The sequence below is a fragment of the Sphingomonas sp. 22176 genome, from assembly GCF_052045505.1.
Lineage (GTDB): Bacteria > Pseudomonadota > Alphaproteobacteria > Sphingomonadales > Sphingomonadaceae > Sphingomonas.
The window spans coordinates 13,445-31,340 of the sequence record NZ_JBQEPL010000008.1; the positions used below are offsets into that span (position 1 = coordinate 13,445).

Here is a 17,896-nt window from a genome sequence, read left to right on the forward strand (position 1 = left end):
CGTGCCTCCTTATTCGGCCGCCAGCGCCATGCCGGGCTTCAGCACGACCTTGGTCACTTCGTTCTGGTTGTCGTGGAACATCTTGTAGCCCTCCGGCGCCTGCTCCAGCGGCAGCGTGTGGCTGATCAGGAAGGTCGTATCGATCTTCTCTTCCATGATCGCGTTGAGCAGCGCAGGCATGTAATGCTGGACATGGGTCTGGCCCGTCTTGAGCGTCAGCCCCTTCTCCATCAGCGCGCCGAGCGGGAACTTGTCGACGAAGCCGCCATAGACCGCGGGCATCGAGACGCGTCCACCCTTGCGGCAGGCGAGGATCGCCTGCCGGATCGAGTGGATGCGATCGGTGCCGAGGAAGGTCGACTTCTTGATCTGGTCGAGCACGTTGTCGACAAAGAAGCCGTGCGCCTCCAGGCCGACGCTGTCGATCACCGCATCGGGGCCGATGCCGCCGGTCATCTCGAACAACGCGGCCGCCGTGTCCGTCTCCTCGAAGTTGATCGTCTCGGCGCCGAAGCGGCGGGCGAGTTCGAGGCGGCGCGGGAAATGGTCGATCGCGATGACGCGCTCGGCCCCCATCAGGAAGGCCGACTGCACCGCGAAGAGACCGACCGGACCGCAGCCCCACACCGCGACGGTGTCGCCCGGCTCGATCTCGGCATTTTCCGCCGCCATCCAGCCGGTGGGCAGGATGTCGGACAAGAACAGAACCTTGTCGTCCTCGACCCCGTCCGGGATGACGATCGGGCCGACATCGCTGAACGGCACGCGGACATATTCGGCCTGGCCGCCGGCATAGCCGCCGGTGAGGTGGCTGTAGCCGAACAGCCCGGCCATGGGCTGGCCGTACATTTCCTGGCCGATGTCCTGGTTGTCGGCGGGCAGCCCGTTCTCGCAGCCCGAATATTGGTGCTTGCCGCAATGGTAGCAGGAGCCGCAGGCGATGGTGAACGGCACCACCACGCGCTGCCCCTTCTTGAGCGTCGAGCCGGCACCCGTTTCCACCACTTCGCCCATGAACTCATGGCCGAGGATGTCGCCGGCCATCATCGTCGGGATGAAGCCGTCATAGAGGTGGAGGTCGGAGCCGCAGATCGCGGTCGAGGTGATCTTGATGATCGCGTCGCGCGGGTTGAGGATCTCGGGGTCGGGCACCGAGTCCACGCGGACGTCGTGCTTGCCGTGCCAGGTGAGTGCGCGCATCAGTTCCGCTCCTCTTCGAGTTGTTGCTTGGTGCGGGACGAGGTTGCGATCTCGCCGGTTTCCATGAGTTGCTTGAAGCGGCGCAGATCGCGCTGCGCCTGCATCTTCGGCTCGCGCTGGAAGATGCGCGATAGGATGCGCCCCAGGGTGCCAAAGGGCTGGTCGTAGTTGATCGTCGCCACCACGACGGTGCCGCGGTTGCCGGCATCGCGAAACTCGATCCGGCCGCTATTCGGGATGTCGGCGCCTTCCTCGGAAGCCCAGGCGATCAACTCGCCTTCGCGATCCTCGGTAATCCGCGAATCCCATTCGACGGTGCCGCCGCCGGGGGATTTCACCACCCAGTGGCTGCGCTCACTATCGAGCACGTCGATCCGCACGACATTGTCGAGGATCGGCGGCAGGTTGCTGAAATCGCGCCAGAAGGCGTAGAGTTCGGCACGCGGGCGGTTGATCGTCACGGCGCGGGCGACGAGCTTGTCGCCGCGCTGGACGATCAGGCCGTCGGTCGCCTGATCGATCGCCTGCGATTCCTTGTTGGCAGTACTCAGCGGCGCGTCGTCGTGCGACGCGCGGTTCATCGTGTCGGCCATAATGCCTCCGTTGGCGGTTCAGCCCTGCGGCGAACCGGGCAGCTTCGGGGGAAGATCGTCGTCGCCCTCGGCGGGTGCCGGGGTCGACGTGGCGGCGGGGTTGGTCTCGGTCGAACCGGGGTCGCGCTGTTCGTCACGCACCTCGGGATCGTTCGGCGGGGTGGCCATGATCCAGTCTCCTGCACTTGGGGGAGGTGCAGAAGGTAACCACCGGGGCGGGCACGGGTTGCAAATTTTGTTTGAAGTAACGTGGGTTAGGTCGCGGTAGGCAGATACCGACCTTACCCCCCTCCCGCATACGGGAGAGGGGGGGGTAAGGTTTACCGCCCGTAGATCCGGTCCAGCACCTCGGCCGAGCGCGCGAAATGCTCGGCGTCGGGATCGAAGCGCGGCGAGCGGGCCAGCTGCTCCGCCCAGGCCGCGGCCGCACGACCGCCCCAGGCGTCCGGCGGGCTCGCCAGCTCCGTCTTGGAGGTGCCGGTGAACCGCTCCGCCACGAAGTCGTAGAAGCTGCCGCCGACATTGCGCAGCGCCGCCCCGCCCTCGGTGCCGTAGAACACCGCGGAGATCTCCGCATCGGTGCCGGCATGCACCCGCCACGAGCAGGCGAGCCGCACATCGGTATCGCCCGCCCGGAACGCCGCGGTAGCATAATCCTCCACCTGCATCGCGCCGAGCGGCTCGCCCTGTGCCCGGAGCGACGCCGAAACACCGTCGACGGCTGGAAAGCCCAGCGTCCACAGCGCCAGATCCACCAGATGCACGCCCAGATCAATCACGCAGCCCCCGCCCGACTGCGCCGGATCGTAGAACCACGGCTTGTCCGGCCCATAGGCGTTGTGGAACACCAGATCGACCGCGAAGACATGGCCAAGCGCCCCACCCTGCACCAACTCGGCAATCGCGCGCATGCCATCGGTATGGCGGTAGGACAGATCGACGCCCAGCAGCCGGTCGGCGCTACGCGCAGCGGCGATCACCGCGTCCACCTCCACAGCCGCCCGGCCCAGCGGCTTCTGGCAGAACACCGCGACACCCGCCTCCAGCGCACGGATACTCTGCTCGGCATGCAGTGCGCTGGGCGTGGCGATGACGATGCCGTCGAGGTCCAGCGCCAGCATCTCCTCCAGCCCTTCGACTGCCTGCGCGTCCGGAGCGAGCGCCCGCGCCTGCTCGGCGCCCTCTGGTGATGGATCGGCAAAGGCGGCCGCTTCAATCGAGCCGGTGGCGAGCATCGCCTCCATCCGGTGACGACCGATCCAGCCGGTGCCGAGGAATCCTACGCGCGGCTTCATCGCAGCATCACCAGCGCTTTGACGAAATGCTCGGGCTTGTCGCGGGTCGCGGCCAGCGCCTCGCCGAGTTCCTCCAGTGCATAACGATGCGTGTAGAGCGGCGTGGGGTCGAGTTGCCCGCTCGCCACCGCGTCCACCGCCTCGCGCAGGCCCTGCATCTGCACCGCGGGATCGCGCTCATGCGCGTTGATCACGTCGATGCCCTTCCAGTTCCAGCCCTGCATGTTCACCTGGCGCGGCCCATCCTGATGATAGCCGGCCACGACCAGCTTGCCGCCGAACCCGACCAGTTCGCCCGCCAGATCGAGCGGCCATTGCTTGCCGACCGCTTCGATCACCCGCGCGCACATCGCCTCCTCCGTCAGCGCTTTGACCGCGTCGATGATCGCGTAGTGATCGTGCATCGGGATCGTCTCGACCGCGCCGAAATGCTTGGCGAGATCCAGCGATTCCTGCCGCCGCGAAATCGCGATCACCCGCGCGCCGGCGTCGCTGGCGAGCTTGGTGAGCACCGCGCCCAGAAAGCCGATACCGATGATCGCCACCGTCTGGCCTTCGCGAATGTCGCTGCGGCGGAAGATGTTGAAGGCGCAGCCCAAGGGCTCGCCGGGAAAGGGCTGGCCGGACAGGCTGTCGGGCAGCTTCACCACCATGTCCGCCTTCGCCACGTCGTAATCGGCGAAGCTGCGGAAGGAGAGCGAGGCCACGCGGTCCCCCGGCATCAACCCCTCCACGCCCTCGCCCACCACATCGATCTCGCCCCAGCCCTCATGGCCGAGCCCGCCCGGATCGCCGGGGAACTGGCTCCAGGGCTGGCCCTGCCAAGGCTCGACATTGGAGGCGCAGACGCCGCAGCCCTCCAGCCGGATGCGGACTTCTCCCGGCCCCGGCGCGGGCAGCGTCGCGGTCTCGATCCGGATCTGCTCCGGACCTTCGAGGATCGCCGCGCGCATCATGCGTTTTCTCCATGCAACCAATTGATTTGACGCGATGTTGTCGAACGATGATCGAACCACGCCAGGGCATGGGCGCCACGCTCCGCCAGAACATCGAAGACCTCACGGCGCGGCAGCGCGAGGATGCCCTTCGCGCACCGCTCAGTGACAAGGTCGCGGATCGGATCACCCGCTTCACGGGATCGATGACGTTCGTGGTGCTGCATCTGGTCCTCTTCGGGCTCTGGATTTCGATAAATCTGGGCGTTTTGCCGGTATTGCCGCGCTTCGACCCCACCTTCGTGGCGCTGGCGATGGTCGCGTCGGTGGAGGCGATCTTCCTCTCGACCTTCGTGCTGATCAGCCAGAACCGCATGGCGGCGGTGGCCGATCGGCGCGCCGACCTCGATCTGCACGTCAACCTGCTCGCCGAGCATGAGCTGACCAAGCTTGCCGGGCTGGTGGCGCGGATCGCGGAGAAGCTGGACATCCGGCCGGACGACCCCGCCTTCGCCGAGATCCACGCCGATGTGGAGCCCGTTCAGGTGCTCGATGCGCTGGACGAGAGTCGCAAGGAAAAGGGGATCGACTGAGGATCCCACCTCACTTCCCCGCGATGAACGCTTCCACCGCCGCGTACGCGTCGTCGTCGGGCATCTGCTCCGGCGGGTGCTTGCAGAACCACGCCGCCGCGGGGAGGATCGCTCCGCCCAGCCCGCGGTCCTGCGCCAGCTTGGCGCAGCGGATCATGTCAATCGCCACCCCGGCGCTGTTCGGGCTGTCCTCCACCGACAGGCGGAGTTCCAGGTTCATCGGCACGCCGCCGAACATCTGGCCTTCCATCCGCAGGAAGCAGATCTTGTTGTCGTTCTGCCACGCCACATAGTCGCTGGGACCGACATGGATGTTCTCGTCCTCCAGCCGCGTCTCGGCGACCGACTGCACCGCCTCGGTCTTCGATTCCTTCTTCGACGCCAGCCGCGAATGGTTGAGCATGTTGAGGAAGTCGGTGTTGCCGCCGGTGTTGAGCTGGTAGGTCCGCTCCAGCTTCACACCCCGCTTGCGGAACAGATCGGTCAGCACACGGTGAACGATCGTCGCGCCGAGCTGTGCCTTGATATCGTCGCCGATAATCGGCACACCCGCCGCCTCGAACCGCGCCGCCCATTCGGGATTGCTGGCGATGAACACGGGGATGTTGTTGACGAACGCCACCCCGGCTTTGAGCGCACATTCGGCGTAGAATTCGGTCGCCGCCTGCGATCCGACCGGCAGATAGTTCATCAGCACATGCGCGTTGGTCTCGCGCAGTGCCTGCACGATCTCTTCCTTGCTCGGCTCGGCACCGTCGCCCAGCATGAAGGTGCGGTCCGGAGCATAGTCCGCCATGTGATCGGCGACGCCGTCCAGCACCTTGCCCATCCGCACCTTGGCGCCGGTCTGCTGCACTTCCTCGCAGAATATCGCGGTGCAGTTCGGCTTGGCGAAGATCGCCTCGGCGACGTCCTGCCCCACCTTGCGGCTGTCCACGTCCCAGGCGGCGACGACCCGGATGTCGCTGGGCGCATAGCCGCCCAGTTCCGGATGCATCAGCCCGACCATGTCGTTGGCGCCGGCGCGATAATGTTCGATGCCCTGGACGAGCGAGCTGGCGCAGTTGCCGACCCCCACGAGCGCGACATTGATGGCATGGCGGTCTGGGGACAGCATCAGGCGGACCTCCTCTCGGCGGCGAGACGCTCGTCGCGGTTGAACAGCAAGGGGTTGAGCTCGGGCTGGCTGGTCGCCAGCGCCACAGGGGTGACCGGCGCCGTCACCGTCGCGGTGCCGGCATAGCGATCGATCATCCAGGCGCAGAAATCGGCAAAGGCCTGCGGATCGCGCGCCGGGCTGGTGTGGTGCGGCGCGACGCCCAGATGCTCGGGGGTGAAGCAGAAGGTGACGGTGACGTCGAAATCCGCCAGCGCCTCCATCTGCCGGTCGAACCAGTCGACCGCGTTCTCGCGAAAGCTGTCCGCCCAGCTGAGCCCGGTGCGGATGCGACGGGTGCCGAGCCGCTTCATCCACGCCACCGCCTCGTCGAGCCGGGGATCGTGGAAGTGGAACCACTGCATCAACCCCACTTCGGCGGCATGCTCGGCATAGACGTCGAGCGCGGGCTTCGGCGTCCCGTCCTCCCGGATCAGGCCAAGGTAGAAGTGACGGTAATAGGAGGAGCCTTCCGCCTCGCGGTGGCGGGTCTCCGCGCCCCAGCTGGTCGGAAGGTCGAACAGCGAATACCAGAAGACGCGCTCCGCCTTGCCGCGCAGCAGCTCGACCGTGCGGCGCAAGCCGAATGCCTGCACTTCCTCGGCACCGAACGAGCTGACACCGACCTCGGTCACCCAGACGGGCTTGTCGGTAACCGCCTGGATCTCGGCGATCTTGTCCGGCCAGGCGGACAGCGGCCACAGGTTCCAGTCGAGCGGGAAGCCATGCACCGCCACCACGTCGACCGCATCGAGCGCGCCATGCGCTTCCATTCGCTTCAGCCAGTGCGGGTCGATCGGCGACATGCCGCCGAGCACGCGCGGCAGCGTGGGGTTCACCGCACGGATAGCGTTGCCTGCCGCAATCACATGCTGCGCGAACAGCGACCAGTCGGGATCGATCGCCGGATCCCAGTGCGACTTGTTGTTGGGCTCGTTCCAGAGCATCGCCGCTTCGATCATGCGGCGTCTCCTTTCGCCGGGTAGACGGCGGCGGGGCCGTACTCCGCGTAGGGAACCTCGGCGACGCGGCACCAATAGACCTCGGACTCCGGGTTTGCCTCGATCGTGAAGCCCGCTGCGCGCAGCATTGCCTGGCTGGCCGCGGCGTTGGCCGCCCACCAGTTGGTCCAGTCGTTGGCGAACTGGCGCTCGATGAAGTGCAGCTTGGGATAGCCGGGATCGTTGAAATAGGCCGGCGGATCGAAGGTGCCGGGCATGTGGAAGGGATGATCTTCCGGCACCTCGGCGACCGAGTCCGATCCCTGCTGCATCGTCTGGAACAGCATGTACTCGCCCGCGACATGTTCGCGGATCAGGTCCAGCGCCAGTAGCGGATGGCGCAGATGGTAGAGCACGCCCATGAAGATCACGATGTCGAACCGGCGGCCGAGCGCCGCGACGTCGTACACCGAGCGGTTCTCGAAGCGTACATCGTCGAAGCCGAGCGCCTCGGCCGCGAAGCGCGCCTGCGCCAGATAGCGTTCGTCGCTGTCGATGCCGAGCACCTCGCCTGCCCCGCGGCGCTTCATCTCGAAAGAATAGAAGCCCGCATTGCAGCCGATATCCAGCACAGATCGACCTTCCAGATCCGCCGGCAGCGCATCGGCGAAGCGCGCGAACTTGAAGGCGGGATAGTCGCCGAGAAAATGGTCGGGCGCGGTTTCTACGCCCTGGATGCGGATGTTCTGGAACCATGGCCCTAGTGCGTCGATCCGCGCGCGCAGATCGTCGGCCGGCGCGGGCCGCGCGGCTGCTAGGTTCTTCATTCCTGTCCCCCGTTGAGCTTGAGCAGACGCGCGCCCCAATTGCCGATCAGCAGCGTGCTGACCGAGCCGGGGTCGACGTCGAAGGCGAGCAGGCGATCGAGGCCCAGCCCGAGATAATGGGCGATCACGCCCCGAATGATGTCGCAGTGGCTGACGCAGAGCAGCGTCCCGTTCCACCCGCGCTGCACCAGCGCATCGAGATGGCCGACGGCGCGGTCGGTAGCCTCCGCCATCTTCTCGCCGTCGGGCGGGCGCACGGCAGAGCGCTGGCGGTTCCATTCGCGCCACTCGGCATCGCGCTCCAGTTCGTCGAAGCTGCGGCCGGTCCAGGCGCCGAAATCCACCTCGTCGAGCGCGTCCACCACCTGCGCCCGCACGCCGATCCGGCCGCCGATGATCTCGGCGGTGGCGCGGGTGCGCTCGCGCGGGCTGGCATGGATCGCGGCGATCGGCTCCTCGCGCGCGAAATAGGCGGCAAGCCACTGCGCCTGCGAATGCCCGGCGGCGGATAGCGGCGAGCGCGCACTGCGGCCGCTCAGCACCTGACCAACATCGTCATGTGCGCCGTGCCGGATCAAATGTACTTTTGCAGTCATCAGCAGGTTTGCAGCCCATCAGCATCAACTTAGATGCTTCCGTAACAACTGCTCTGCCGCAATGGTTCCAATTAACCTAAATCATCTTCGCATATTCAACAAGTTAAATCTACTTGTTACGCCCCGATCGACGGGAACAAAGATGAAGAAGAAGCTGTTTGCTTCATCGGCGGATGATTTCTCTAGCAAGTCATCATTCTGTCACGACTTACCTAGGTTAGTTCTTAAGGCAGGAAAGCATCGACATGGCGGAAAAGGTGCTCGTAACGGGCGGCGCGGGGTTCATCGGGTGCCAGGTATCGGCCGAGCTGCTGCGGAGAGGGCATCAGGTCCGCGTGCTCGATTCCATGCTGGAGCAGGTCCATGGCGACCGCGAGCGACCCGAAGCACTGGACTCTGAGGTCGAACTGATCCGCGCCGACGTGCGCGATGGCGATGCCGTCGCCCGCGCGCTGCAGGGCGTCGACAGCGTGATCCACCTTGCCGCCGAAGTCGGTGTCGGCCAGTCGATGTACGAAGTCGAGCGCTATACCTCCACCAACGATGTCGGCACCGCGGTGCTGTTCGAGCGGCTGATCGACACGCCCGTCCGCCGGGTGGTCACCGCCTCGTCGATGAGCATCTATGGCGAAGGCCTGTACCGAGACGCGGACGGTGAGTTCGTCGAGAATGCCGAGCGTGGCATCGTCCGCGACGGCCAGCAGCAGTGGAACCCGCTCGACGCGCAGGGCCGCCCGCTGGAGCCGGTCGCCACGCCCGAATGGAAGCGGCCGAGCCTCGCCTCGATCTATGCGCTCAACAAATATGTGCAGGAGCGCACCACCCATATCATGGGCGCGCCCTATGGCATCGAGACCGCGTGCCTACGCCTGTTCAACGTCTATGGCCCCGGCCAGGCGCTGTCGAACCCCTATACCGGCGTGCTGGCGATCTTCGCCTCGCGGCTGCTCAACGGCCAGCGCCCGATGATCTTCGAGGACGGCGAGCAGCGCCGCGACTTCGTCCATGTCAGCGACGTCGCCCGCGCCTTTGCCGAGGCGCTCACCCTGCCCGAGGCCGCCGGTCAGACCTTCAACATCGGCTCGGGCGACGATCGCTCGGTGACCCAAGTCGCCGAGGCCCTCGCCCGCGCAATGGGCCGCAACGACGCCGCGCCGGAGATCGTCGGCAAGACGCGCATCGGCGATATCCGCCACTGTTTCTGCGACACTAGCCTGGCGCGCGAGAAGCTCGGCTTCGAAGCACGGCAGGATTTCGAGACCGGACTCGCCGAGCTCGCCGACTGGGTGCAGCAACAGACCGCCGAGGACCGGGTCGGCCACGCACGCGCCGAGCTCGAAAAGCGGGGCCTGGTCGCATGAACGGCGGTGACGAACGGCCGATCCTGATCACCGGCGGCGCCGGCTTCATCGGATCGAACCTCGCCGACCGTCTGGCCCGCCAGGGCGAGACGGTGGTGATCTACGATGCGCTGCGCCGCCCCGGCGTGGAGCGCAACCTCGCCTGGCTGCAGGCGCGGCACGGCGACCGCATTCGCCCGCTGATCGCGGACATTCGCGAGACGGCCACGCTGGTGGAGGCGGTGCGCTCGGCGCGCGCAGTATTCCACTTCGCCGCGCAGGTGGCGGTGACCACCAGCCTCACCGATCCGACTGCCGATTTCGAGGTCAACATCGCCTCGACCTTCGCGCTGCTCGAAGCCGCCCGCACGGCTGCAGCCCCGCCGCCGGTGATCTTCGCCTCGACCAACAAGGTCTATGGCGACCTTGCCGACCTCGACTTCGAGCTGGGCGACAACGGCTACCAGCCCGTCGACCGCGACGTGCATGCGAACGGCATCGGCGAGGCACGCCCGCTCGATTTCCACACGCCCTATGGCTGCTCCAAGGGCGCGGCCGACCAGTATGTGCTCGACTATGCCCGCAGCTTCGGCTTGCCGACCGCGGTGCTACGGATGAGCTGCATCTATGGCCAGCGCCAGATGGGCACCGAGGACCAGGGCTGGGTCGCGCATTTCCTGATCCGCGCGCTCGAAGGGGCGCCGATCACCCTCTATGGCGACGGCCACCAGGTCCGCGACATTCTCGATGTGTCCGACGCAGTCGATGCCTATATCGCCGCCTGGCGACAGATCGACCGGGTTTCGGGCCAGGCCTTCAACCTCGGCGGCGGCCCCGCCAATGCGGTGAGCCTGCGCACGCTGCTCGCGCATGTCGAGACAATCACCGGCCGGCCGCTCGACCTCCATTTCGACGACTGGCGCGCGGGCGACCAACGCTATTTCGTCGCGGACACGAGCAAGGGGCGTGCGGCGCTGGGGCTCGGCACGCCGACCGGCTGGCAGGACGGCGTCACCGCGCTGGCCCGCTGGCTAGGCGAGGAACGCGGCCTGACGATCGGTCGCCCGGCGCAGCGCGAGCGCATGGCGGCGGCCGCACTGTGACCATGGGTGCGCCGCTGCGACTGCTGCTCACCACCGACACGGTCGGCGGCGTGTGGCAGTACAGCATCGACCTTGCTGGCGCACTGGCCGATCACGGCGTCGAGACGGTGCTGGTCCAGCTCGGGCCTGCGCCCAGCGATACGCAACGCGCCGAAGCGCAGGCCATAGCGGGCGTCACCTTCCTCGAAACCGGCCTTCCGCTGGATTGGCTGAGCGACGGCCCCGCCCCCGTACTCGCAGCGGGCGCAGAGATCGGCCGTCTGGCGCGACTGCACGGCGTCGATCTCGTGCAGCTCAACATGCCCACGCTTGCAGCGTCCGCAGAGCCGGGCGTGCCGGTGCTGGCAGTGACGCATGGCTGCGTCTCGACCTGGTGGCAGCATGGTCGCCCCGGGATGGCGCTCGACCCCGGCTTCGTCTGGCACCGGGCGCTGACCGAGCAGGGACTGCGCACGGCCGATCAGGTGGTCGCCCCCTCCGCCGGCTATGCCGAGGTCGTGCGGGACTTTTACAACCTGCCCGTCCTCCCGACCGTGGTGCACAACGGCCGCGCGCCGCTGGTGACGCCCCGGCACGAACCCGCGCAGGACTGTGTGCTGACCGTCGGGCGGCTGTGGGATTCGGTGAAGGGCGCCGAACTGCTCGACGCTGTGGCGGCCCAACTCTCCGTGCCGTTCCACGCCGCGGGCGCCGCTACGGGCCCGCATGGCGAGACCGTGCGGCTGGAGAACCTGCACCTGCTCGGCCAGCTGGACAGCGCGGCGCTCGCCAAGCACCTCGCCGCCCGCCCAATCTTCGTCTCCGCCGCCTGTTTCGAGCCGTTCGGCCTTGCCGTGCTGGAGGCAGCGGCCGCCGGATGCGCGCTGGTGCTCGCCGATATCCCGGTGTTCCGCGAGCTTTGGGAAGGCGCCGCCCTGTTCGTCCCGCCCCGCGACGCCGCCGCCTATCATGCCGCGATCGAGCAGCTGATCGGCGACCTCGCGCTGCGGCACTGTCTGGGTGACGCCGCTGCCGAGCGCGCCCGCCGCTACACGCCTGCCCGCATGGCCGATGCCATGCTCCCCCTCTACCGCCAGCTCGTTGCCGAGCGCGCGCCCGCCGGAAAGGTCGCGGCATGAAGATCGTCTATTTCACCCATTCGCTCGCCTCGTGCTGGAACCATGGCAACGCCCATTTCCTGCGCGGCGTGCTGAGCGAGCTGATCGCCCGCGGCCATGACGTGAAGGTTTGGGAGCCGGAGGACGCCTGGAGCCTCACCAACCTGCTCGCGGATCATGGCCAGGCCGGCCTGGCGCCCTATCGCGAGGCCTATCCCGAACTGAACTCCCATACTTATACGCCGATGTGCACGCCGGCAGAGATGATCGGGGACGCCGATCTGGTGATCGTCCACGAGTGGAATGATCCCAAGCTGGTTTCCCGCATCGGCCATGTCCGCGCGATGGGCGGCAAGTTTACCCTGCTGTTCCACGACACCCATCACCGCGCGGTCAGCGAGCCCGCGGCGATGCAGGCCTATGACCTCAACGATTATGACGGCGTACTCGCCTTCGGGGAGACGCTTGCCGAAGTCTATCGCGGCTGGGGCTGGGGCAACCGCGTCTGGACGTGGCACGAAGCCGCCGATCTGCGCCGCTTCCAGCCGCCCGCGCAGGACGGCGAGCGCGAGGGGCTGGTCTGGATCGGCAACTGGGGCGATGGCGAACGGACCGAGGAGCTGGAGCGCTTCCTGTTCCAGCCCGCCGCCGAGGCCGGCCTGCCGCTCGACATCTACGGCGTCCGCTATCCGGATGAGGCCAAGGCAATGCTCGCCCGGCACGGCGCGCGCTATCATGGCTGGGCCCCCAACGCCCGCGCGCCCGAGATCTTCGCCCGGCACCTCGCCACTGTCCATGTGCCGCGGCGCTATTATGCGACGATCCTGCCCGGCATCCCGACGATCCGCGTGTTCGAGGCGCTGGCGTGCGGCATCCCGCTGGTCTCCGCGCCCTGGGACGACGCCGAGCATCTGTTCCGCCCCGGCACCGACTATCTGGTCGCCCGCGACGGCGTCGAAATGACCCGCCACCTCAAGGCGCTGCGCGACGACCCGGATCTCCGCGCCTCCCTGGTCGCCCACGGCCTGGAGACGGTCCGCAGCCGCCACAGCTGCGCGCACCGCGTCAACGAACTGCTCGCCATCGTCGCCGGCCTCGCCCGCCCCCATTTTGCCAAGGACGCCGCATGAAGATCGCATTCTACGGATCCAGCCTGCTCTCTTCCTACTGGAACGGCGCCGCGACCTATTATCGCGGCATCCTAAAGGCGCTGGCCGCGCGCGGCTATGACATCACCTTCTACGAACCCGACGCCTTTGACCGCCAGCAGCACCGCGACATCGATCCGCCGTCCTGGGCGAAGGTAGTGGTCTATCCCGCCACCAACGAAGGCCTGCGCAGCGTGTTGGCCGAGGCGCGCGATGCCGATGTGGTGGTGAAGGCCAGCGGCGTCGGCGTGTTTGACCGCGAGCTGATCGAGGCACTGCGCACCGCGCCGCGTCCGGATGCCGTCCGCATCTTCTGGGACGTGGATGCCGCCGCGACGCTCGACGAGATGCGCGGTGACCCTGCCCATCCGGTGCGCGCCATGCTGCCGGAGATCGACCTGGTGCTCACCTATGGCGGCGGCCCACCGGTGATCGACGCCTATACCGCGATGGGCGCTCGCGAATGCATCCCGGTCTACAACGCGCTCGATCCCGAGACGCACCACCCCGCCCCCGCGGACCCGCGTTTCACCGCCGATCTCGCGCTGCTCGCCAACCGGCTCCCCGATCGCGAGGCGCGGATCGAGGAATTCTTCCTTCGCGCCGCCTCGCTCGCGCCGGATCGCCGCTTCCTCCTTGGCGGCAATGGCTGGCACGACAAGGGGCTGCCGGGCAACGTCCGCGCGATCGGCCATGTCGGCACCGCGGACCACAACGCCTTCAATTGCACGCCACAAGCGGTGCTCAATGTCGCGCGCGATTCGATGGCGGCGATCGGCTTCTCCCCTGCCACCCGCGTGTTCGAGGCCGCCGGTGCCGCCGCCTGCCTGATCACCGACGCCTGGGAAGGTATCGAGCTGTTCCTCAAGCCCGATTCCGAAGTCCTCGTCGCGCGCGACGGGCAAGACGTGGCCGAGCATCTCGCCACCCTCACCCCCGAACGCGCCCGCGCGATCGGCGTCGCCGCCAAGGCCCGCGTGCTGGCCGAGCACAGCTACGACCTGCGCGGCGCGCAAGTCGACGCGATCCTGAAGTCCCATAAGCCGCGCGAAAGGAAAGCCGCATGAAGCTGATCGTTCTCGGCCTCAGCCTCGGCTCCTCCTGGGGCAATGGCCACGCCACTACCTTCCGTGCCTTGCTGCGCGCATTCTCCGCACGGGGGCATGACGTGCTGTTCCTCGAACGCGAGGTTCCCTGGTACGCCGGCGCGCACCGCGACCTGGTCGATCCGGACTTCTGCCGCCTCGAATATTACCGCACGCTCGCCGATCTCGACGCTTGGCGCGACGCGATCGCCGAGGCCGACGCGGTGATCGTCGGCTCCTATGTGCCGGACGGGGTAGAAGTAGGCGCGTTCGTCCAGGGCACGGCGAAGGGCGTTACCGCCTTTTACGACATCGATACGCCGGTCACCCTCGCCAAGCTGGCGCGCGGCGAGTTCGAGTATCTCACGCCCACGCTGATCCCCGGCTATAACGTCTATCTAAGCTTCACCGGCGGCCCGACGCTGAACCGGATCGAGCGTGAACTCGGCAGCCCCGCCGCCCGCGCGCTCTATTGCTCGGTGGATACCGACTCTTATCGCCCGCTGGACGTGCCAAAGCGCTGGGACCTTACCTATCTCGGCACCTATAGCCCCGATCGCCAGCCGACGCTGGAGAAACTGCTGCTCGAACCCGCGCGCCGCTGCCCGGACAAGCGCTTCGCCGTCGCCGGCCCGCAATATCCGGACAGCATCGACTGGCCCGAAAATGTCGAGCGGATCGAGCATCTGCCCCCGGCGGAGCATCCCGGCTTCTATTCCGCTTCGCGGATGACGCTGAACGTCACCCGCGCCGACATGATCGCGGCGGGCTGGTCGCCCTCGGTGCGGCTGTTCGAGGCGGCGGCGTGCGGCACCCCGATCCTGTCGGATCGGTGGGAAGGCATCGAGAGCCTGTTCGTCCCCGGCGACGAAATCCTGCTCGCCGATACGACCGAAGACGCCGTTACGGCGCTCCACCGCGAGGCCGACGCGATCGGCACGGCCGCGCGGCGGCGCCTGTTCGAAGGTCATGACGCAGCGCACCGCGCCGCGGAACTCGAAACCCATCTCAACGAAGCCAGAGCGCGGCCGCACGGCACGCGCCGGGAGAGGAATGCCCCGATGCAGCACAACGACGAGAAGAACCTGATCCTGGTCGCCGGGGGCGCCGGCTTCATCGGCTCGCATCTTTGCGCCGAGTTGCTCGACCGCGGCGAGCAGGTGGTGTGCCTCGACAATCTCCAGACCTCGAACCTCTCCAACCTGCACGGGCTGGAGGGGCGCCCGGGCTTCGAGTTCGTCCGCGGCGACATCGTCGACGAACTGCCGGAAACCATCCTGGCACGTGCGCATCGCTTCAAGCAGATCTACAACCTTGCCTGCGCGGCATCTCCGCCACAGTACCAGGTCGATCCGGAACATACCATGCTAACCAATGTGGTTGGCACCGACCGACTGCTGCGGCTCACCTCGGCGGCTGGCGCACGGTTCCTGCTGACGTCTACCTCGGAGGTCTATGGCGATCCCGAGATGCATCCGCAGCGCGAGGAGTATCGCGGATGGGTAAGCTGCACCGGCCCGCGCGCCTGCTATGACGAGGGCAAGCGCGCCGCCGAAGCGCTGACCTATGATTTCTGCCGCAGCGGACGCGCCGAGGTCCGCGTCGCGCGGATCTTCAACACCTATGGCCCGCACATGCATTTCGACGACGGCCGCGTCGTCTCGAACCTGATCGTCCAGGCGCTCTCCGGCAAGCCGCTGACGCTCTATGGCGACGGCAGCCAGACCCGCAGCTTCTGCTATGTCTCGGACCTGGTGCGGGGCCTTATTCTGCTAATGAATAGCGATATCACTGGCATGGAGCCAATAAACCTCGGGAATCCCCACGAAATCACCGTAGAGGAGCTGGCAGAGAGCGTTTCGACGTTCACAGGTAGCACCGCTGCTATTGAGTATCATCCGCTTCCCACCGACGACCCAAGGCGTCGTAAGCCCGACATTGCGCGCGCTTCTGCGCTGCTCGGCTGGGAGCCGCAGGTCGCGCTATCCGAGGGGCTGGAGCGCACCTGCGCCTGGTTCGCGCAGGCGATGGACGTCCAGCTGCCACAAACGACAGCACTCGAAGTTGCTGCCGAATAAATCAGCGGCTTCCATGTCCAGCGTGCATCTGCCCTGCCCTTAAGGCCGTAGTTCCTTTCGCTAGCAAGCGGCGTACCCAACAATGCCGCGTCTCGCCCTGCCGCATGCCCTCGGGATGCGGCACCGGCGCAACCCATCCCGCTGGCGAGAGGAACGGTCTCGGGTGACGCAGCCCAACACACGCCCTGCAGTTACCGATACAGGCGTTCAGCTCGGGGTCAGCGGCGGATTAGCAAGTGCCTTTGACCCGGTCTGCACGCCGTCCGCAATCCTGGTGGCGCTGCACGCGCTCGTCGACGGACACCATGCCGATCTCCCCTGTTCCCAGGCTTTCGCCGTCGATGCTAGCGCGCACCAGGCCGGCCGCAACGAAGCCTTGCGGCAGGCGGCCGCGATCGGTGCCACGAACGATGCCGTCGACCTAGAACTGCTGGTGCGCGACGCGCTGCGCGCCTTTCAGTTCGGCGAAGCTCGGGGTATTTCGATCACGGGGCCCGGCGTGCTGCTTCGCCCGGCAGCTGCGCGGCTGCTGACGCTCGTCTTCCACGAGCTCACCACCAACGCCATCAAGTTCGGCGCGCTCAGCGGGGCAACGCCGCACCAAGCCCTGCAGATCGCGTGGAAGCACAATGCGCTGGGCGTAGCGGTAGCGTGGGAAGAACATGGGGTCGCGGTCCTGGCCCCGGCAGAGCGGCCACGCTCTGGTTTTGGACGAAAACTGATCGAGAACAATCTCGCTTCCTGTTGCGACGCGCTACCGAGTTTCCGCTTACTTCCGGGCGGGGTAGACTGCAGGTTCACGATACCAGGACAAACCTTGGTATATTGATCCGTGTTAACCTGTTTATTCTGAACTTTGCTCGTGCCCGGCGCGTTGGCGCGGGATTATGCTGACAGCTCCACCCCAGGCGGCGGACGCATCTGCGTCCAACCGACTAGGCGCGCTTGCATCGCTCAGCGATGCCGAGCGTCGTGCCCTCCGGCAGACGGCGGAGTTTCCCCAGCGTATCCGCTGCACCCGCGACCTGATCCTGGCGGGGCAGCGCACGCCGGGGCCCCTCCTCCTTCTCGACGGCTGGCTGGGGCGCGTGCAGTTGTTCAGCGACGGTCGCCGTCAGATCCTCAGCTTCCTTCTGCCCGGCGACGTCGTCCAGGACGCCCGCACCTTTCAGCCGGTAGCGCCCAGCACGATCACGGCCTTGTGCGACGCCGTCCTGTGCCCCGCTCCGGCCGCCGAAGACGAAGGGCTGCGCGAAGCCTATGCAGCCAGCGCCGCGCTGGACGAGATCTACCTCCTCCGCCAGATCGCCCGACTGGGCCGGATGAGCGCCTATGAACGCATCCAGGATTGGCTCGCCGAAATCCACGAGCGCCTGCTGCTCGCCGGGCGCGCGGGACCCGAGAGCTTCCCGATGCCGCTCACCCAGGAGATGCTGGCCGATGCGCTCGGCCTCACCAGTGTCCATGTGAACCGCACGCTGCAGGCGATGCGCCGCGACGGGATTCTCGAATGGCGGGGTGGCATCGTGCGCCTGCGCCAGAGCATGACCTCCGCGCTACGTGGCCGCCCGATGCCGGACAGTGCGTTTCCCGCCTTTCGCAAGGCGCTGGCAGGCTAGGTCAGGATCCGCGGGAAGAAGCTGCTGCAGCGACGGGCATCCGCGCGGCCATGGCGCGGGCGCGCCGCTCATATTCGTCGGCCAATCGAAAATGCGCGAGCGCGGCGGCATTGTCCTCGCAGGTAGAGGCGATTGCCAGCTCGGCACGTGCGCGGCGCTGGAAATAGCTGCGGTCCTCGGAACTTGGCATGGGCGACACTCCGTTGCTCGGATGCCAACACTACACCCATCGGGCACCCGGCAGCGTTCGCGTAGATCAGGACAACGCAAGACAAAGGGCGCTTCCGGAG

The 17,896-nt window shown here is 66.9% G+C and carries 19 protein-coding genes and 1 pseudogene; 10 read left to right on the forward strand and 10 right to left on the reverse strand.

What is annotated here, in order from left to right; genetic code table 11:
* Positions 1-9: 9 nt before the first annotated feature.
* The 5 genes from ACTJKY_RS18820 to ACTJKY_RS18840 form a co-directional block, all read right to left on the reverse strand.
* Entirely contained in the window at positions 10-1,200 is a 1,191-nt protein-coding gene (locus ACTJKY_RS18820; RefSeq protein WP_440847629.1) for a zinc-dependent alcohol dehydrogenase, read from the reverse strand.
* Complete coding sequence (locus ACTJKY_RS18825) at positions 1,200-1,793, reverse strand: SRPBCC family protein (RefSeq protein WP_440847630.1); 594 nt, start codon at positions 1,791-1,793, stop codon at positions 1,200-1,202. Before ACTJKY_RS18825 ends, ACTJKY_RS18820 begins: the two co-directional genes overlap by 1 nt.
* Before the next feature lie 18 nt (positions 1,794-1,811).
* Positions 1,812-1,961, reverse strand: a complete 150-nt coding sequence (locus ACTJKY_RS18830; protein WP_164521791.1) for a hypothetical protein — start codon at positions 1,959-1,961, stop codon at positions 1,812-1,814.
* A gap of 152 nt (positions 1,962-2,113) precedes the next feature.
* Entirely contained in the window at positions 2,114-3,088 is a 975-nt protein-coding gene (locus ACTJKY_RS18835; RefSeq protein ID WP_440847631.1) for a Gfo/Idh/MocA family protein, read from the reverse strand.
* Positions 3,085-4,044: an MDR/zinc-dependent alcohol dehydrogenase-like family protein gene (locus ACTJKY_RS18840; RefSeq protein ID WP_440847632.1), complete on the reverse strand. Its 960-nt coding sequence runs from the start codon at positions 4,042-4,044 to the stop codon at positions 3,085-3,087. The genes ACTJKY_RS18835 and ACTJKY_RS18840 overlap by 4 nt, the downstream gene beginning before the upstream one ends.
* A 47-nt stretch (positions 4,045-4,091) precedes the next feature.
* Between ACTJKY_RS18840 and ACTJKY_RS18845 the strand changes: the two genes are divergently transcribed.
* A complete protein-coding gene (locus ACTJKY_RS18845) occupies positions 4,092-4,616 on the forward strand; it encodes a DUF1003 domain-containing protein (protein WP_440847633.1) in 525 nt (174 codons plus the stop codon).
* A 10-nt stretch (positions 4,617-4,626) separates the two neighbouring features.
* On the opposite strand, the gene ACTJKY_RS18850 is transcribed toward ACTJKY_RS18845, so the two are convergent.
* From ACTJKY_RS18850 to ACTJKY_RS18865, 4 genes are read right to left on the reverse strand one after another with little or no spacing between them, the layout of a single operon-like run.
* The gene (locus tag ACTJKY_RS18850; RefSeq protein ID WP_440847634.1) at positions 4,627-5,733 is read right to left on the reverse strand and encodes an inositol-3-phosphate synthase; all 1,107 of its coding nucleotides are present in this window, start codon (positions 5,731-5,733) and stop codon (positions 4,627-4,629) included.
* Positions 5,733-6,734 (reverse strand): glycosyl hydrolase, encoded by a 1,002-nt coding sequence (locus tag ACTJKY_RS18855; protein ID WP_440847635.1) that lies wholly within the window; start codon positions 6,732-6,734, stop codon positions 5,733-5,735. Before ACTJKY_RS18855 ends, ACTJKY_RS18850 begins: the two co-directional genes overlap by 1 nt.
* A complete protein-coding gene (locus tag ACTJKY_RS18860) occupies positions 6,731-7,540 on the reverse strand; it encodes a TIGR04290 family methyltransferase (protein WP_440847636.1) in 810 nt (269 codons plus the stop codon). The genes ACTJKY_RS18855 and ACTJKY_RS18860 overlap by 4 nt, the downstream gene beginning before the upstream one ends.
* Positions 7,537-8,136 carry a histidine phosphatase family protein gene (locus tag ACTJKY_RS18865; protein ID WP_440847637.1) on the reverse strand — a complete coding sequence of 200 codons (600 nt, stop codon included), beginning with the start codon at positions 8,134-8,136 and terminating at the stop codon, positions 7,537-7,539. Before ACTJKY_RS18865 ends, ACTJKY_RS18860 begins: the two co-directional genes overlap by 4 nt.
* 245 nt (positions 8,137-8,381) lie before the next feature.
* On the opposite strand from ACTJKY_RS18865, the gene ACTJKY_RS18870 reads away from it, so the two are divergent.
* The 9 genes and pseudogenes from ACTJKY_RS18870 (at position 8,382) to ACTJKY_RS18910 (ending at position 17,606) form a co-directional block, all read left to right on the forward strand.
* A complete protein-coding gene (locus tag ACTJKY_RS18870; RefSeq protein WP_440847638.1) occupies positions 8,382-9,497 on the forward strand; it encodes an NAD-dependent epimerase/dehydratase family protein in 1,116 nt (371 codons plus the stop codon).
* Positions 9,494-10,579: an NAD-dependent epimerase/dehydratase family protein gene (locus ACTJKY_RS18875; RefSeq protein ID WP_440847639.1), complete on the forward strand. Its 1,086-nt coding sequence runs from the start codon at positions 9,494-9,496 to the stop codon at positions 10,577-10,579. The genes ACTJKY_RS18870 and ACTJKY_RS18875 overlap by 4 nt, the downstream gene beginning before the upstream one ends.
* 2 nt (positions 10,580-10,581) lie before the next feature.
* Positions 10,582-11,697 carry a glycosyltransferase family 4 protein gene (locus ACTJKY_RS18880; protein ID WP_440847640.1) on the forward strand — a complete coding sequence of 372 codons (1,116 nt, stop codon included), beginning with the start codon at positions 10,582-10,584 and terminating at the stop codon, positions 11,695-11,697.
* A complete protein-coding gene (locus ACTJKY_RS18885; protein ID WP_440847641.1) occupies positions 11,694-12,806 on the forward strand; it encodes a CgeB family protein in 1,113 nt (370 codons plus the stop codon). Before ACTJKY_RS18880 ends, ACTJKY_RS18885 begins: the two co-directional genes overlap by 4 nt.
* Positions 12,803-13,891 (forward strand): CgeB family protein, encoded by a 1,089-nt coding sequence (locus ACTJKY_RS18890; RefSeq protein WP_440847642.1) that lies wholly within the window; start codon positions 12,803-12,805, stop codon positions 13,889-13,891. Before ACTJKY_RS18885 ends, ACTJKY_RS18890 begins: the two co-directional genes overlap by 4 nt.
* Positions 13,888-14,898: pseudogene (locus ACTJKY_RS18895) on the forward strand (CgeB family protein); the annotation flags it as partial. The gene ACTJKY_RS18890 and the pseudogene ACTJKY_RS18895, both read left to right, overlap by 4 nt.
* Positions 14,899-14,970: 72 nt before the next feature.
* Positions 14,971-15,987, forward strand: a complete 1,017-nt coding sequence (locus ACTJKY_RS18900) for a UDP-glucuronic acid decarboxylase family protein (protein WP_440847747.1) — start codon at positions 14,971-14,973, stop codon at positions 15,985-15,987.
* 163 nt (positions 15,988-16,150) lie between these two features.
* Positions 16,151-16,816, forward strand: coding sequence for a hypothetical protein (locus ACTJKY_RS18905; RefSeq protein WP_440847643.1), 666 nt, complete (start codon positions 16,151-16,153; stop codon positions 16,814-16,816).
* A 58-nt stretch (positions 16,817-16,874) separates the two neighbouring features.
* Positions 16,875-17,606 (forward strand): Crp/Fnr family transcriptional regulator, encoded by a 732-nt coding sequence (locus ACTJKY_RS18910; protein WP_440847644.1) that lies wholly within the window; start codon positions 16,875-16,877, stop codon positions 17,604-17,606.
* 1 nt (position 17,607) lies between these two features.
* Here ACTJKY_RS18910 and ACTJKY_RS18915 read toward each other — a convergent pair whose 3' ends face one another.
* The gene (locus ACTJKY_RS18915) at positions 17,608-17,796 is read right to left on the reverse strand and encodes a hypothetical protein (RefSeq protein ID WP_440847645.1); all 189 of its coding nucleotides are present in this window, start codon (positions 17,794-17,796) and stop codon (positions 17,608-17,610) included.
* Between the last annotated feature and the right edge of the window lie 100 nt (positions 17,797-17,896).

Excerpts from the sequence above, each read along its gene's own strand:
- ACTJKY_RS18820 (WP_440847629.1), bottom strand. The coding sequence starts at position 1,200 with ATGCGCGCACTCACCTGGCACGGCAAGCACGACGTCCGCGTGGACTCG.
- ACTJKY_RS18825 (WP_440847630.1), bottom strand. The coding sequence starts at position 1,793 with ATGGCCGACACGATGAACCGCGCGTCGCACGACGACGCGCCGCTGAGT.
- ACTJKY_RS18830 (WP_164521791.1), bottom strand. The coding sequence starts at position 1,961 with ATGGCCACCCCGCCGAACGATCCCGAGGTGCGTGACGAACAGCGCGAC.
- ACTJKY_RS18835 (WP_440847631.1), bottom strand. The coding sequence starts at position 3,088 with ATGAAGCCGCGCGTAGGATTCCTCGGCACCGGCTGGATCGGTCGTCAC.
- ACTJKY_RS18840 (WP_440847632.1), bottom strand. The coding sequence starts at position 4,044 with ATGATGCGCGCGGCGATCCTCGAAGGTCCGGAGCAGATCCGGATCGAG.
- ACTJKY_RS18845 (WP_440847633.1), top strand. The coding sequence starts at position 4,092 with ATGATCGAACCACGCCAGGGCATGGGCGCCACGCTCCGCCAGAACATC.
- ACTJKY_RS18850 (WP_440847634.1), bottom strand. The coding sequence starts at position 5,733 with ATGCTGTCCCCAGACCGCCATGCCATCAATGTCGCGCTCGTGGGGGTC.
- ACTJKY_RS18855 (WP_440847635.1), bottom strand. The coding sequence starts at position 6,734 with ATGATCGAAGCGGCGATGCTCTGGAACGAGCCCAACAACAAGTCGCAC.
- ACTJKY_RS18860 (WP_440847636.1), bottom strand. The coding sequence starts at position 7,540 with ATGAAGAACCTAGCAGCCGCGCGGCCCGCGCCGGCCGACGATCTGCGC.
- ACTJKY_RS18865 (WP_440847637.1), bottom strand. The coding sequence starts at position 8,136 with ATGACTGCAAAAGTACATTTGATCCGGCACGGCGCACATGACGATGTT.
- ACTJKY_RS18870 (WP_440847638.1), top strand. The coding sequence starts at position 8,382 with ATGGCGGAAAAGGTGCTCGTAACGGGCGGCGCGGGGTTCATCGGGTGC.
- ACTJKY_RS18875 (WP_440847639.1), top strand. The coding sequence starts at position 9,494 with ATGAACGGCGGTGACGAACGGCCGATCCTGATCACCGGCGGCGCCGGC.
- ACTJKY_RS18880 (WP_440847640.1), top strand. The coding sequence starts at position 10,582 with ATGGGTGCGCCGCTGCGACTGCTGCTCACCACCGACACGGTCGGCGGC.
- ACTJKY_RS18885 (WP_440847641.1), top strand. The coding sequence starts at position 11,694 with ATGAAGATCGTCTATTTCACCCATTCGCTCGCCTCGTGCTGGAACCAT.
- ACTJKY_RS18890 (WP_440847642.1), top strand. The coding sequence starts at position 12,803 with ATGAAGATCGCATTCTACGGATCCAGCCTGCTCTCTTCCTACTGGAAC.
- ACTJKY_RS18900 (WP_440847747.1), top strand. The coding sequence starts at position 14,971 with ATGCAGCACAACGACGAGAAGAACCTGATCCTGGTCGCCGGGGGCGCC.
- ACTJKY_RS18910 (WP_440847644.1), top strand. The coding sequence starts at position 16,875 with ATGCTGACAGCTCCACCCCAGGCGGCGGACGCATCTGCGTCCAACCGA.
- ACTJKY_RS18915 (WP_440847645.1), bottom strand. The coding sequence starts at position 17,796 with ATGCCAAGTTCCGAGGACCGCAGCTATTTCCAGCGCCGCGCACGTGCC.